Raw genomic sequence first — 13,688 nt, 5'->3', positions numbered from 1 at the left:
GTCGCGACCCGCGCGCCGTCTCAGCGCTCGCCGACGAGTCCGACTCCGAGCCACCGCGCGAGCTCGTCGATCTCGGCCCGGATCATGTCGTCCTCTTCCGGTTCGAACGGCAGGAAGTCGTGGATCGCGTTGACCCGGAGCACCTCATTCTTGCGGTCCAGCTCGGCGTCGAGCATCCCCACGAACCGGTCGCCCATCAGGATCGGGTGCGCGAAGTAGCCGTATCTGCGCTGGGACTTGGGCTTGAACTGCTCGAGCACGTAGTCGAACTCGAACACCTCGCTGATTCGGGGGCGGTCCATCAGCATCCCGTCGTACGGGTTCAGGAACGCGACGCGGCCGTCGACCTCGTCGTCGACGCGGGCGAGGGCCTCGGGGTCGACCCGCCACTTCCACTTCGAGCCCTCGACGCGGGCCGGCTCTCCGGCGTCGCCGACGCGGGTCCACGGCGAGTTCTGCTTCGCGATGCCGGCGGCCTGCAGGCGGCGCTCGGCCAGCATCCGCTCGGCCACCTCGTCCGAGTACTCGGGCATGTCCGCGGGGAAGACGCGCTCCGCGACATCCCACACCCGGCGCCTGCCGGCGCTGCGCGCGGTCACGGCGACCACGCCCTGCCGGGCCAGCGCCTCGAGCATCCGCGGCACCTGGTTCGGGCCGTACCAGCCGTCGGCGGAGTCCCGGGCCACCGCCGCGGTGTCGGGGATCTGCTCGGCCAGCAGCGGCCCTTCGGCGCGCAGCCGCGCGATCACGTCCCTGCGGAACGCATCGTTGGCCTCGAGCCATTGCCGGGTGCTCTCGTGGCGCGGCCACCGCCGCATCCCGGGGAGCATCAGGGGCAGCATGCTGACCGGCTGGAACCGGCCGTCCAGCTCGAACAGGAGGCGGTCGATCTCCACCGCCTTCTGCAGCTGCACCGGCTCGTACGACCAGCCGATCCGCGTCCACAGCGTCGTCTGCTCGCACGGGGCGATCACCGCGGTGGGATCGATCTTGATGGCACCGAGCTGCTCGGCCACCTCGACGACGTCGCCGGGGCGGTCGGCGTCCAGCAGCTGCGCGCGCACGGCGATCCGGCGTGCCTGGTCTCGGGTCAGCTCATGAACCACGTCATCGACCGTAGCGGCGGGCGCCGACGTCCGGTAGGGATGACGATGCCCGATTATCGAGCGAGGGCGGCTGCGGCATCCAGTCCGGTGCCGGACAGGCGCTGAGTGGTCCACTCGTCCATCGGCTCGGCGCCCAGCGCCCGGTAGAACGCGATCGACGGTTCGTTCCAGTCGAGCACGGTCCACTCCAGGCGCGAATATCCGCGTCGCACGCACAGGTCGGCCAGGGCGGCGATCAGCGCCGTGCCGTAGCCGCGACCGCGCTCGGACTCGTGCACGAACAGGTCCTCCAGCCAGATGCCGTGCCGCCCGGTCCAGGTGGAGTAGGTGAGGAACCACAGCGCGATGCCGATGATCTCGCCGTCACGCTCGACCACGTGCGCGTAGGCGTGCGGGTCGGCGCCGAACAGCGTCTCGGCGAGCATCCCGGCCGTGTTCTGCACCGCGTCCGGCTCGCGCTCGTAGACGGCGAGGGCCTGGATGCCGGCGAGGATGCCGGGCTCGTCGCCCGGACGTGCGGGGCGCAGAACGGCGCCGTCCGGCAGGGGGCGGGAGGGCGCGTCGGCGACTCGGTCGGAGGCTCGGTCGGAGGTCGGGGCGGAGGTCGAGGCGGAGCTGACGTCGGGGGCTCGGTCGAAGCTGGGGTCGGAGGTCGGGGCGGAGCTGACGTCGGAGGCTCGGTCGAAGCTGGGGTCGGAGATCGGGGCGGAGCGGACGTCGGAGGCTCCGTCGAAGCTGGGGTCGGAGATCGGGGCGGAGGCTGCGGGCATGGGCACCAGCGTACGGGGGTGGGTCGTGGGCGGTGTCGTGGGCCGGCGTCGTGGGCCGGTGGATGCGTGGGGTGGTGTCGTGGGCCGGTGGATGCGTGAGGTGGTCGGGGCAGCGTCGTTCGGGGGCGGTGGTCGTCGGCCACGTCAATCGTGTTCGAGCAGCCGCTCGGTCCACCGCCACATCCGCTCGGCCTCCACGGGATCGATCAGCCGGCGGCGCGGGCGCAGGCGCCGCGGCTCCCCGGCGAGCTGGAGGAACCCGCGCGGACCGACGTAGACCGGCGGTGTGGAGGACGCGGCATCCATCGCCATCAGCGCAGCCCGGGCGGCGCGTTCGGGCGGATTCCCGAGCCGGCGGACCGCGAACTCGACCAGGCGCGGCGGCAGCCGGTCGCGCACGATCGGGGCGATCCCGGTGCCGGGCGCGATGCCCGGGTGGCACAGCGCGACGGTCAGGTCCGGCTCGCGGGCCGCCAGCGCGGTCGCGAAGAGGGCGAGGGCGAGCTTGGAGCGGCCGTACGCGCGCAGAGCGCGGTAGCGGCGGGTGGTCTGCGGGTCAGACCAGTCGATGCGGGACAGGCCGGCGGCAAGACTCAGCTGGACCACCACGCGCGTGCGCGAGGCGCGCAGCAGGGGCAGGATGCCGCGGATCAGCGCGACGTGCCCGAGCAGATTCGTCTGCAGGTGCAGTTCGTGGCCGTCCTCGGTGAGGTGGCGCTCGCGATCGCCGAGCAGGACCGTTCCGGCGTTCAGCACCACGACGTCGATCCGTGGCTCATTCGCACGCAGGTGCGCGGCGAGCGCGTCGACGGTGCCCAGCCGGGCGAGATCGAGGTCGAGGAGTACCGGTTCGGCGGGGCCGGTCGCTCCGGTGGCTGCCCGCTGCTCGGCGCGGGTGGCGGCGGCGGCCTGCTCGGCCTTGATCGCGGCAGCCTGCTGCTCGGCCTTGATCGCCGCGACGGCCTGCTCGGCCTTGGGCCGATTGCGCACGGGCATCAGCACTCGCACGCCACCGGATGCCAGCGCACGGGTGATCTCCCGACCGACACCGCCACCCGCCCCGGTGACGAGGGCGGTGGTGTGCTGCGGGGTGTGCTCGGGCGGGTGCTCGGGCGAGTGCGGTGGGCAGGGGTGCACGAGAACCGACTATGGCACGGCGGCCGGCGGCCGCCACAGCACGGCGTTTCCTCCCCAGCCGGCGGATCCACTGCGAATCGGACCGGTTCTCCACAGATTCTCGATGTTCTCTTCTAGTGTCCACGGTGCGTGTCACAATGAACTATGAGCATTTTGGGCGAGCTGGAACGGAGCGTCGCGGCCCTGTCCGCGCACTCCGAGCTCGCCTGCGAGAGCACCGAGACGCTCGCTGCGATGCGCATGCTCGGGGGCGACGGAGCGAGCCAGGTCATCGACGAGGCGACGGCGATCCGGGATGCCGCGGAACGGCTGGTCGCTGTCGCGGCCGCCGTGATCGTGGAGCTGTCTGCGCGCGAACGCGGGCACGGCGGGTTCGCCGCGAGCAAGGGGTCGCGCAACGCCGCGGATTACATCCAGTCGATCACCGGAGGCACGCGGGCCGATGCCGTCCGCGCGGTGCGCCTCGGCGACTCCCTGCTGGAGGCCGATGCCGGCGCGGCGCCGGACGATCCGGAAGCGGGTGAGAGGGCGCCGGGTGGACCGGATACGAGCGGGCCGGGCGAGCCGGAGCCGAGCGGGCCGGGCGGACCGGAACGGGGCGCGACGGACGTCACTGCGGCACCGGCCGATCGAACCGCGGCGGGCGGCAGTGATCCGGGAGACAGCGGGGACGACGCCTCCGAGGACGGCGCCTGGGCTCCGGGCCGGCCCTGGCACGACGGGCTGCGGAGGGCGATGCTGCGCGGACGGATCAACACCGCCGCGCACGATGCGATCCTGCGTGGCCTGGGCGCGCCCCGGGTCGCCGCCGGTGAAGAGGGCCCATCCGCGACGATGGCCGAGGTGTGGGCGATCGCCGCCGAGCAGCTCATGCGCGAATCGACAGCACTGCCGGTCGAAGAGCTCGTCCGCCGCGCCCGGCAGGTGCGCGACAGCCTCGATCCCGCCGGAGCCGAAGAACGATTCCTCGCCCGCTATCGCAAGCGCGCGTTCCGGACGTGGACGGATGCCGAGGGCCAGCACCACGGACACATCACCTTCGACGACGAGATGGCCGCCTGGGTGCGCACCATCTCCGGCGCTGCGTTGCGCCCGCGCCGCGGTGGGCCGCGGTTCGTCGATCCGGGCGAAGCCGACGCCGCCGAGGCCCTGGCGCGCGACCCCCGGACCAACGACCAGCTGGCCTACGACCTCCTGATGGACGTCTTGCGCGCGGGCGCGCTCGCGGACGCGAAGGATGTGTTCGGCGCGCGACAGCCCGGGGTGCGCATGGTCTTCGTCCAGGAGCAGGACGGCCCCCGCGATGCGTTCGGACGGATGCTGCGCACCGGCCACCTCGAAGACGGCGGCGACACGATCCCGTCCGCGATCATCGAACGGAACGCGTGCACGACCGGGACGATCCGCGTCACCGTCGATTCGTGCGGCAATCCGCTGGACGTCGGGCGCGAGCAGCGCCTGTACACCCCCGCGCAGCGCATCGCCCTCGCGATTCGAGACGGCGGATGCCTGTGGCCGGGGTGCGACCGACCGGCGTCATACTGCGAAGCGCATCACATCGATCTCTGGTCCGAGGATGGCCGCACCGACATCGGCCGCGGCATCCTGCTGTGCAGGTTCCACCATATGAACCTGCATCACAACGGATGGCGGATCACGCGTGAGGGCACCGGCGTCTTCCTGCTTCATCCGCCCGGCGGCGCGCCGCCGATCGCACTGGCTTCGAACGCGGGGTGGAAGTGGTCGTTCGACCCGCCTCCGGATCGGGTTTCGTGGCGCAGACCGCCGGCCATGCCGGAACGGATGACGGACCGCGCACCGGTGCATGTGCCACAGCACGTGCCGGGACCGCGTGCCGGAGCGCGTGCCGATCGGCGTCGCCTGAAACCGTCAGCGTCGCCTGAGACCGTCAGCGCCGCCTGAGACCGTCAGCGTCGCCTGAGACCGTCGGCGCCGACAAAGTCAGCGCGGCGTCGGCCCCGGCGTCACGGCTCGGTGTCGTCGTGCACCACGATCCGGCCGAGCTCGATTCCGCCACCTGGAAGCACCCAATAATGCAGCCGGCGCGCAGCCGGAGTGTTCTGCTCGATGTAGGCACGCCAGCACTTCGCACCATCGGCCGGGCGGACGACATCAGGATCGTCTCCGCCGTCGCCGGCCCGCAGCGGGTGCGCCTCGCGCGAGGCGACCTCGCGGATCCGGCCGGTGATCGCATCCACGCACGCGCGCAGCGCCTTGGCGAACTGCTGATCGTCCAACTGCTCGAGCGACGCCGCGAATCGGTCGCCGACCGCGTAGTCCGCCAGCGGCCAGCCCTCCCGATCCGATGCGCTCACCCGCTCCACCCACGCCAGGTAGATCTCGTGCCGGACCCATTCGTCCCCGCTCAGCCACCGGGCGCGACGGTCCTCGCGCGACTCGCGGACCGCGGGATCCCGCTGTGCCACCTTCCGGGCCTCACGCAGCGCCTGCGTGCTGCCGCGCCGCTGCTCCCGCAGTTCGCGCAGCTTCCGCTCGAGCTCCCCGCGTTCGGCGCGCTCCTGGCTCAACTGCGCCCGCACGCCGCGCACCTCGGCACGCAGCCGCTCCATCGTCGAGTCGTCGATGCCGGTCCGGGCGAGCTGCCTCTCGAGGCGAGCGATCTCGGCGCGAGCCGCATGCAGGGCGAGCTGAGTCGAACGCAGTGCGGCACGCGACCCGGCGGCGCTGGTCTTTCGCGCGTCCGGAGTTCCGTCCGGAGCTCCACCCGGACCCTCACCCCGACCCGCCGTCGCCGTCGTGGAGTCGGCATCTCCGCCATCGGCCACCGGCGGCGCGAGATGCATTCCCGGCCCGGGAAGCGGATGCCGCGCCTCGTCCGCCGCGTCCGCATCAGACTCGGCGGCCCGCGCGCCGACGTCGACCTCCTCGACCCCCGCGACGCCGACATCGGCCTCGGCAGGCACGGCGCCCGCATGTGCCTCGGCACCCGCCGCACCGACATCGTTCTCGGCACTCAGCGCGCCGACGTCGGGCACCTCAGCGCCGAACCCCTCCCCAGCCTGCTCCCCGACAGCATCCGGCTCCGCAGCCGGCACGACCTCCGGCCGCGGAGCCGAGCGGGCGTGCGGTGCGCTCACCGGGACTGCGTCGGACTCCGCACCGAGGTCGTCGTGCAGGAGCGCCCGTCCCTCCACCAGCCACGGCGGCCCGCCGTCGACCAGCGCGAGTGCCGGCACGACCTCATCGTCGTCGTCCACGTCGAGCATCGTCAGGTGGATCGACCCGTCGGACAGATGCAGCACGCGCACCAGCACGACATCCCCCTCGGCGAGCAGCAGATCAAGGGTGTCCAGCGGGTTCACCGAGACATCCTCGCGGCGCAGCCGGAACGCGGCATCCGGATGGAGGAGCACCGTGGCCTGATCCCCCGCCACACGCGCCACCAGGGCGAGGGTCACCCCACGATGCGGGAACGCGTCCATCAACTCGGCGGTCGATGGCGCCCGATGCGGCAGCAGCAGCCGCCGCGACGCGACATCGAGCACCCCGGTCACCTGCTGACCGACCGACAGCATCCACTCCAGCGGATACAGCGGGTACAGCAGCTCGTCCGAGATCGTCGCCATCCGGTGGCCGTCCACGTCGACGATCGCCCGAGACTCGACGAAGCCCCGCACCCGGCCCGACGCGGGGATCTGATCGTCGGCCGCACGCCGCTGGAAGACCCCACCGCGGCTCGCCTGCGCGATCGCGTCGCCCACCAGCAGCCCGACGGCGCGAGGACCAGGAAAGCGCAGCGGCGCGCGCGACCAGTCCGGATCGGATCCGAAGTCCACCGGATACGATCGCCCGGCGCCGCCGTACACCTGGGTCCGATCGGGCAGATGCTGATCGAGGGCCCACGTCGCCCGGCCGGTGCGGATCACGACGACGTCGGCCAGGTCTCCCACGCCGCTGCGCACGTCCTCGACGTCCACGGCCAGCTCGTCCGTGGCGGGATCGGTCGACAGCACGACCAGCGGACGATCGCGCATGGACATGATCCACTGCGCCAGCGTGACGGCGTCCTCCCGCGTCTCGATCCACTGCGCCGAAGAGAGGTCCGTCACCCTGCCAGTCTGAAGCACTCCACGCCACCGGGCGGCGCGCCGAGCCGGTGGGACTGCGAGAATGGCAGCGCGCACCGCTCCGCCACGCCCAGCAGCCAGCACCCGCCCAGCGCCCAGCGCCCAGCGCCCAGCACGCGGCACCCGCCCAGCGCCCAGCGCCCAGCGCCCAGCACGCGGCACGCGCCCAGCACCCGGCCCGCAGCCACCAGCCACCAGCCACCAGCCACCAGCCACCAGCCACCAGCCACCAGCATCCACCCCGGAGGACAGCCCATGACATCCGCTCGCTCGATCACCTGGTCGCTCGTCGCCGACATCGTCCTGTTCGTCGTCTTCGCCGTCATCGGCCGTGCGAGCCACGGCGAGGACGTGCTGCCGATCGGCATCCTCACGACCGCCTGGCCGTTCCTGCTCGGGCTGGTGATCGGCTGGGGCGTGACGCTGGCGTGGCGTGCACCCACCGCGCCCGTGCGCACCGGCATCCCGGTGTGGCTCATCACCGTGGCGATCGGGATGCTGCTGCGCTACCTGAGCGGGCAGGGCATCGCCCTCGCGTTCGTCATCGTCGCAGCCGTGTTCCTGCTGATCACCCTGGTCGGCTGGCGCACCGCGGCCGCGGGCATCCGAGCGGTCCGGCATCGGGGCACGCGCACCGCATAGGCAGCAGAAGCGGCATCGGCCCCGCTTGTCCCCCAGGGATCCGAGAAGTCGACGATCGCCACCGCTCCCGGAACCCGCGCCGGCTCTGAGTGCGCATCGTCGTCGCAGCCAGGAACTCCACCGATCGACCAGAATTATTCATCGGAATACAACCCATCGGCGTACCGTTGCAGGCATCATGCAGCGATTCGGAACCCTCTCGTTCGGCCACTACGGCCCGCTCGGCGGCGGCAGGCAGCTCACCGCCGCCGACTCGATGCACCAGGCGATCGACCTCGCCCAGGGCATGGACGAGCTCGGTGCGAACGGCACCTATTTCCGCGTGCACCACTTCGCCCGGCAGCAGTCCTCGCCCATGCCGCTGCTGGCCGCGATCGCCGCCCGCACCGAGCGCATCGAGGTCGGCACCGGCGTGATCGACATGCGCTACGAGAATCCGCTGCACTTCGCCGAAGAGGCGGCCGCCGTCGACCTGATCAGCGACGGAAGGCTGGCGCTGGGCGTGAGCCGCGGGTCACCCGAGACGGTCGTGCGCGGCTACGAGGCATTCGGCTACACGGGATCGACGGAACCGCGCGGCGCCGACATCGCCCGCGACCATTTCGAGACGTTCCTGCGCGCCATCGACGGCGAGGGGATCGCCGAACGCGACGCCTCCAGCCCGTTCGGCGGCGGGGCCGGGATGCAGCGGATCGAGCCGCACTCCCCCGGACTGCGCTCGCGCATCTGGTGGGGCGCCGGCAGCCGCGACACCGCGGAATGGGCCGGACGCACCGGGGTGAACCTGATGTCCTCCACCCTGCTGACCGAGGACCGCGGCATCCCGTTCGACCAGCTGCAAGCCCAGCAGCTCGAGGCGTTCCGCGCCGCGTGGCACGAGGCGGGCCACCCCGGCGAGCCGCGCACCTCGGTGAGCCGCTCGGTGTTCCCGCTGGTCACCGCCGAGGACCACCTGTACTTCGGACACAGTCGCGAGGGCGAAGGTGTCGGCTACATCGACGGCATGCGGTCGACGTTCGGCAAGACGTACGCGGCAGAACCCGACGAGCTGGTCGAACAGCTGAAGGCGGATGCCGCGGTCCAGTCCGCCGACACGCTCATGCTCACCATCCCCAGCCAGCTGGGTGTCGAGTTCAACCTGCGCATCGTCGAGTCGTTCGCGAAGTACGTGGCACCGGCGCTCGGATGGGTCCCGACCACCCAGGAGCGGGCGGACCGGGAGTGACCCCGGTCCCTCGATAGGGTCGACCGCATGGACGAGGACGGCGACTCCGCGGACGGGGGTTGGGTCTACGCCCCCATTTCCGCATCGCCGGACACGCATACCTACACGGACCTCGGCAGCCTCACCGTCGAAGGCGAGACATTCGCCGTGCGCCGGCGCGATGACGACGGTTCGAATCACTACGACTGGATCTCCGGGCCCAACGAGGGCTACGGCTTCAGCGTGTTCTCCGGCCCCGGACCGCTCAGCCGCGAGCGACACGTCGCCGCGATCCGTGACTTCCTCGCCGGAATCGACCCCGCAACCGGTTTTCTCTCGTACCCCTGAGGACGCCGGCGCGCGGACGGGTGCCGACGACAGAGAGCGACGCGGCAGACTCTAGGCTGAGCCCATGGCCTCGGACCGTGCACGTCTCGTCGACCTCAGCCACACGCTGCGCGAAGGGATCGTGACACTTCCCGGCATCCCGGCCCCGTCGCTGACACCGCTCGTGCGCCGCGGCGAGGGGCACTATGCGCCGGGGACGAGCTTCGCGATGGACGTCTTCACGATCGCCGGCAACACCGGCACCTACCTCGACACCGCCTGGCACCGCTACGAGGGCGGCGCCGACCTCGCGGCGCTCGACCTGGCCACGCTCGTCGACCTGCCCACCGAGGTGTTCCACCTGACCGAGTCGCCCGAGCGCGGCATCCCCGCCGACGTCTTCGACGGCCGCGAGCTGCGCGGCAAGGCGGTGCTGCTGCACACCGGATGGGACCGGCACTTCGACACTCCCGCGTACAGCGAGAACGCGCCGTACCTCACGCCCGAGGGCGTCGCCCACCTGGCCGCGCAGGGCGTGCTGCTGGTCGGGATCGACGCGCAGAACATCGACGACACCTCCTCCGCCACCGCCGGCGAACGCCCGGCGCACAGCACGTTCCTGGCCCACGGCATCCACATCGTCGAGCACCTGACGAACCTCGGCGAGCTTCCCGCCGGCGGCGCGCTGTTCACGGCGGTGCCGCCGAAGTTCGAAGGCACGGGAACCTTCACCGTGCGCGCGTTCGCGAAGGTGCCGGCCTGAGCCGGCACGGGGTGCCGCAACGAGGCTGACCGTCGGGGCCGGCACGCCGGGGGCCCGCCTCACGCCACGGCATCACGACAGCGCGTCGCGGCACGCACGCAGCAGCTTCTGCAGGCGGGTGAGCTCAGCCGCCGCGAGGCCGTCCGTCATCGCCCCGACCACCTCGGCCACCGCGGCGCGCGCCCGCGGAACGAGCGCGACGCCCTCGCGCGTGAGCACCACCGCGCGCTCCCGGCGGGGCCCGGGATCCTCCGCGCGCTCCACCAGGCCTCGCCTGTCCAGACCCTGCAGCAGCACGTTCATCGACTGCCGCGAGACGAACGCACGGCGTGCGAGCTCGGACGAGCTGATGCCCGGCTCGTCCTGCAGCGCCTGCAGGCACGCATACTGCGACACCCCCAGACCGAGTGGACGCAGCACATCGTCCATGCGCTGATTCAAGACCGCCTGCGTCTGCTTGATCAGCACGCCCAGGTGCTCCGCGGGCGTGCGCTCGTCGTTCCTCATGTCAACAGTTTGACATACGCCGCGACGAGTGTCAGGATGTTGACATTAACCATCCACTCCACCGAAGACAGGAGCATCCCATGACCACCACGACGACACCCACCACCGGACCCGACTTCGTGTCGTTCCAGGTGCGCGACCGTGCGGCATCCGCCCGCTTCTACGAAGAGACGGTCGGGCTGACCCGACTGCCCGCGCCCAACCCGGCCGCGGTGGTCTTCTCCGCCGGCGGTGTGGCGTTCGCGGTGCGCGATCCGTTCCCCGGTGTGGACCTCGACGCGATCGGCACGCTCGGAGCGGGCATCGGCATCTGGTTCCACAACGAGGATGCCGCGGGCCTGCATGACCACCTGGTCCAGCAGTCCGTCCCGATCGTGCAGGAGCCGACCGAGGGCCCGTTCGGCCTGCAGTTCTCGTTCCGCGACCCGGACGGGTACGTGGTCACGGTCCACTCCCGCGGCTGAACGGGAGGGGTCTTCCGCGCGGGCGCCGGCGGGTCTAGTGTGACCCACGGCTGATCCGCCACCCCCGACCGAAAGCGAGTCATCGATGCTTCGCGCACGCCGTCTGGCAGCCGTCTCCCTCACCGCCGCACTCACCCTGGCCCTCTCAGTGGCCGGCGCGACCACGGCGCAGGCATACTCGCCGGGTCATTCCCCGACGCCCGGTCACTCCCATGCACAGACGCTCGCGCCGCGCACGCACTTCACGATGGTCGCGGACGGATCCAGCGGCCGCACCCAGGGCGGTGAAGGCATCCCCAACATCGACATCGTGAAGAAGACCATCGCCGCGTACTACGGCGATCCCGGCACCGGCATCGCCGACAAGGACCACTCGCCCTACATCAGCGAGATGCAGCGCATCGTGGCGAAGCTGAAGGCGCAGCTGCCCCATTACCTGCGCGCGGCCCGGCACAGCCACAAGACCCCCGCGATCGTCGTCGACACCGACGACACCATGCTGTTCACCTACGACATGGAGGTCGGCGACATGCACTTCGTGTTCGACCCGGCCGAGCAGGACGTCTGGGTCGAGGGCAAGAAGTTCACCGCCACCCCGGGCATGGTCGATCTCGTCACGACCGCGCAGCGGCTGGGCTTCGCGGTGATCGGCATCACCGGGCGCAGCGACGCCCAGAAGGCGGCATCCATCGAGAACGTGACGGATGTCGGATACCCGGGATTCACCGCCGCGAACTACTACACGAAGTGGCCGACCGGCGCCCAGCCGTCGTACATCAGCTGCGCCACCTCGTCGTGCACCACCGTCGAGTTCAAGGCCGGCACGCGCAGGCACCTGGAGCAGGACCTCGGCTACGAGGTGGTGCTGAACGTCGGCGATCAGTGGTCCGACCTGCAGGGCGGCTACGCCGACCACATCCAGAAGCTGCCCAACCCGACCTACTACCTCCCGTCGGCCGACCTGACCGGAGTGCACGAGCCGCGGCTGGCGCTGCGCAGCCACTTCACCATGAAGGCGGACGGCTCCAGCGGACTCACCCAGGGCGGCGAGGGCATCCCGAACATCGATGTGGTCAAGAAGACCATCGCCGCCTACTACGGCGACACCGGTGACGGCATCTCGAACAAGGAGCACTCGCCGTACATCAGCGAGATGCGCACGCTCCTGCGCCGCCAGCTGCCCGCGATCGCCGCGCAGTGCGCCGTGCAGAAGCGGCACCACCAGAACCCGGCGATCGTGCTCGACGCCGACGACACGACGCTGTGGACCTACGACATGGAGGTCAACGACATGCACTTCGTGTTCGATCCGGTGGTGCAGAACAGTGACTGGGTGCAGCCCGAGCGGTTCCCGGCCACACCCGGCATGGTCAGCGCCACGACGCTGCTGCAGCGCGCCGGCTGCACGCTCATCGGCCTGACCGGGCGCAGCGCCGATCAGAAGGCGGCCACCGTCGGCAACCTCGACAAGTACTACACGGGGTTCACCGCGGCGAACTACTACACCAAGTGGGCGACCGGCGCCCAGCCGTCGTACATCACCTGCGCGACGGCGAAGTGCACGACGATCGAGTACAAGTCGCAGACGCGCGCGCACATCGAGACGCCGGCCGGCGGCGACTACCGGATCGTGGCGAACTTCGGCGACCAGTTCAGCGACCTCATCGGCGGGCACGCCGACCGGACGGTGAAGCTGCCGAACCCGACGTACTACCTGCCGTAGGCATGAGGGGATGCCGCCCGAACGTGCAGAACTCCGGAGAATCGGCGCCGCAACGGCCGATGAGCCGCTCAGGAGGCGGCATCCGCCATATTTCTCCGGAGTTCTGCACGCGGCGCCCGCGGCATCAACCTGCGCGGCGTGCGAGGAGGACGAGGGTGGCGTAGGCCATCGGGAACGCACCGCCGTGCGCGTCGATCACCTCGCCCATCGCCGCCAGCAGCGCCGCCAGCTTGTCCGGCGCGATGCGGTTGTGCCCGCCGGCGGTCGGCACCTGGGCCAGCCACGCGTCGCGGGTGATGGTCGCCTGCCAGTCCAGGCGCAGGCGCTCGGGCTCGTCGAAGCCGCCGACCGAACGGATGCCGTCGGCTGCGGCATCCAGCATCCCGCCGTAGCCCTCGCGCTGCGGGGTCGCCCACGGGGTGAACGGCAGCCCGGTCTCGACGTTCCGATAGGCGGCGGCGAACCCCTCCGCGATCTCGGCCGGCGGGTCACCGGCGTTCCAGAACAGCGCGAGGCGGCCATCGGGACGCAGCACCTCGCGGGCCCGGGCCGCGCCGGCGACCGGGTCGACCCAGTGCCACGTCTGTCCGGCCATGACGACATCGAACGATCGACCGGCCGCATCCCACTCCTCGAAACGGCCGATCTCGACGTCGAACCCCCGCCCTCGTGCGAGATCGGCCATCCGCGCATCGACCTCGACGCCGAGCACACGGCAGCCGGCGTCCCGGAACGGCAGGGCCGACAGACCGGTGCCGATCCCGACATCCACGACTTCTGGCTGATCCGAACCCACGCCCGCCAGTACGGCGGTGGCAAGCTCCGCCGGATAGTGCGGGCGCTCCCGGTCGTAGGCGTCGGCGTCCGCTCCGAAGCCCTCGGCGATCCCGCGCTGCCGGTGCGCGGCCGATGCGTCACTCATGATCACCATCTCCG

At 71.3% G+C, this 13,688-nt stretch carries 13 protein-coding genes; 7 read left to right on the top strand and 6 right to left on the bottom strand.

Annotated elements, in window-relative coordinates; all coding sequences use genetic code 11:
* Positions 1 to 20: 20 nt before the first annotated feature.
* The 3 genes from AC0L6F_RS15040 to AC0L6F_RS15030 all read right to left on the bottom strand — a co-directional run bounded on the left by AC0L6F_RS15040 (position 21) and on the right by AC0L6F_RS15030 (position 3,013).
* Positions 21 to 1,106 carry a DNA glycosylase AlkZ-like family protein gene (locus AC0L6F_RS15040; RefSeq protein WP_473538497.1) on the bottom strand — a complete coding sequence of 362 codons (1,086 nt, stop codon included), beginning with the start codon at positions 1,104 to 1,106 and terminating at the stop codon, positions 21 to 23.
* 53 nt (positions 1,107 to 1,159) lie between these two features.
* Positions 1,160 to 1,651, bottom strand: coding sequence for a GNAT family N-acetyltransferase (locus tag AC0L6F_RS15035; RefSeq protein ID WP_473540016.1), 492 nt, complete (start codon positions 1,649 to 1,651; stop codon positions 1,160 to 1,162).
* A 369-nt stretch (positions 1,652 to 2,020) separates the two neighbouring features.
* Positions 2,021 to 3,013 carry an SDR family NAD(P)-dependent oxidoreductase gene (locus AC0L6F_RS15030; protein WP_473538496.1) on the bottom strand — a complete coding sequence of 331 codons (993 nt, stop codon included), beginning with the start codon at positions 3,011 to 3,013 and terminating at the stop codon, positions 2,021 to 2,023.
* A gap of 144 nt (positions 3,014 to 3,157) precedes the next feature.
* On the opposite strand from AC0L6F_RS15030, the gene AC0L6F_RS15025 reads away from it, so the two are divergent.
* Entirely contained in the window at positions 3,158 to 4,936 is a 1,779-nt protein-coding gene (locus AC0L6F_RS15025; RefSeq protein WP_473538495.1) for an HNH endonuclease signature motif containing protein, read from the top strand.
* A 62-nt stretch (positions 4,937 to 4,998) separates the two neighbouring features.
* Here the strand turns inward: AC0L6F_RS15025 and AC0L6F_RS15020 are convergent, their stop codons facing one another.
* On the bottom strand, positions 4,999 to 7,104 hold the full coding sequence (locus AC0L6F_RS15020; protein ID WP_473538494.1) for a hypothetical protein: 2,106 nt from the start codon (positions 7,102 to 7,104) through the stop codon (positions 4,999 to 5,001).
* A 273-nt stretch (positions 7,105 to 7,377) separates the two neighbouring features.
* On the opposite strand from AC0L6F_RS15020, the gene AC0L6F_RS15015 reads away from it, so the two are divergent.
* The 4 genes from AC0L6F_RS15015 (at position 7,378) to AC0L6F_RS15000 (ending at position 10,058) form a co-directional block, all read left to right on the top strand.
* A complete protein-coding gene (locus tag AC0L6F_RS15015; protein ID WP_473538492.1) occupies positions 7,378 to 7,764 on the top strand; it encodes a DUF3054 domain-containing protein in 387 nt (128 codons plus the stop codon).
* A gap of 178 nt (positions 7,765 to 7,942) precedes the next feature.
* A complete protein-coding gene (locus AC0L6F_RS15010) occupies positions 7,943 to 8,989 on the top strand; it encodes an LLM class flavin-dependent oxidoreductase (protein WP_473538491.1) in 1,047 nt (348 codons plus the stop codon).
* Positions 8,990 to 9,016: 27 nt separating this feature from the next.
* Positions 9,017 to 9,316 carry a hypothetical protein gene (locus AC0L6F_RS15005; protein ID WP_473538490.1) on the top strand — a complete coding sequence of 100 codons (300 nt, stop codon included), beginning with the start codon at positions 9,017 to 9,019 and terminating at the stop codon, positions 9,314 to 9,316.
* 64 nt (positions 9,317 to 9,380) lie between these two features.
* Positions 9,381 to 10,058, top strand: a complete 678-nt coding sequence (locus AC0L6F_RS15000) for a cyclase family protein (protein WP_473538489.1) — start codon at positions 9,381 to 9,383, stop codon at positions 10,056 to 10,058.
* A gap of 72 nt (positions 10,059 to 10,130) precedes the next feature.
* Here the strand turns inward: AC0L6F_RS15000 and AC0L6F_RS14995 are convergent, their stop codons facing one another.
* A complete protein-coding gene (locus AC0L6F_RS14995; RefSeq protein ID WP_473538488.1) occupies positions 10,131 to 10,565 on the bottom strand; it encodes a MarR family winged helix-turn-helix transcriptional regulator in 435 nt (144 codons plus the stop codon).
* Positions 10,566 to 10,645: 80 nt separating this feature from the next.
* Here AC0L6F_RS14995 and AC0L6F_RS14990 point away from each other — a divergent pair, with 80 nt between their 5' ends.
* Both AC0L6F_RS14990 and AC0L6F_RS14985 read left to right on the top strand, forming a co-directional pair.
* Positions 10,646 to 11,029, top strand: coding sequence for a VOC family protein (locus tag AC0L6F_RS14990; RefSeq protein ID WP_473538487.1), 384 nt, complete (start codon positions 10,646 to 10,648; stop codon positions 11,027 to 11,029).
* Positions 11,030 to 11,114: 85 nt separating this feature from the next.
* Positions 11,115 to 12,752 (top strand): HAD family acid phosphatase, encoded by a 1,638-nt coding sequence (locus AC0L6F_RS14985; protein ID WP_473538486.1) that lies wholly within the window; start codon positions 11,115 to 11,117, stop codon positions 12,750 to 12,752.
* A 124-nt stretch (positions 12,753 to 12,876) separates the two neighbouring features.
* On the opposite strand, the gene AC0L6F_RS14980 is transcribed toward AC0L6F_RS14985, so the two are convergent.
* Complete coding sequence (locus AC0L6F_RS14980; protein ID WP_274637362.1) at positions 12,877 to 13,674, bottom strand: class I SAM-dependent methyltransferase; 798 nt, start codon at positions 13,672 to 13,674, stop codon at positions 12,877 to 12,879.
* Positions 13,675 to 13,688 lie beyond the last annotated feature (14 nt).

This window comes from Microbacterium sp. G2-16M (assembly GCF_055809115.1).
The sequence above is the reverse complement of the archived record's forward strand: the minus strand, read 5'-3'. Positions and strand labels throughout refer to the sequence as shown.

What these genes read in the sequence shown, in the direction of transcription:
- AC0L6F_RS15000 (WP_473538489.1), top strand. Translation starts at nt 9,381, where the DNA reads ATGGCCTCGGACCGTGCACGTCTCGTCGACCTCAGCCACACGCTGCGC.
- AC0L6F_RS15025 (WP_473538495.1), top strand. Translation starts at nt 3,158, where the DNA reads ATGAGCATTTTGGGCGAGCTGGAACGGAGCGTCGCGGCCCTGTCCGCG.
- AC0L6F_RS15010 (WP_473538491.1), top strand. Translation starts at nt 7,943, where the DNA reads ATGCAGCGATTCGGAACCCTCTCGTTCGGCCACTACGGCCCGCTCGGC.
- AC0L6F_RS15015 (WP_473538492.1), top strand. Translation starts at nt 7,378, where the DNA reads ATGACATCCGCTCGCTCGATCACCTGGTCGCTCGTCGCCGACATCGTC.
- AC0L6F_RS14990 (WP_473538487.1), top strand. Translation starts at nt 10,646, where the DNA reads ATGACCACCACGACGACACCCACCACCGGACCCGACTTCGTGTCGTTC.
- AC0L6F_RS14985 (WP_473538486.1), top strand. Translation starts at nt 11,115, where the DNA reads ATGCTTCGCGCACGCCGTCTGGCAGCCGTCTCCCTCACCGCCGCACTC.
- AC0L6F_RS15005 (WP_473538490.1), top strand. Translation starts at nt 9,017, where the DNA reads ATGGACGAGGACGGCGACTCCGCGGACGGGGGTTGGGTCTACGCCCCC.
- AC0L6F_RS14980 (WP_274637362.1), bottom strand. Translation starts at nt 13,674, where the DNA reads ATGAGTGACGCATCGGCCGCGCACCGGCAGCGCGGGATCGCCGAGGGC.
- AC0L6F_RS14995 (WP_473538488.1), bottom strand. Translation starts at nt 10,565, where the DNA reads ATGAGGAACGACGAGCGCACGCCCGCGGAGCACCTGGGCGTGCTGATC.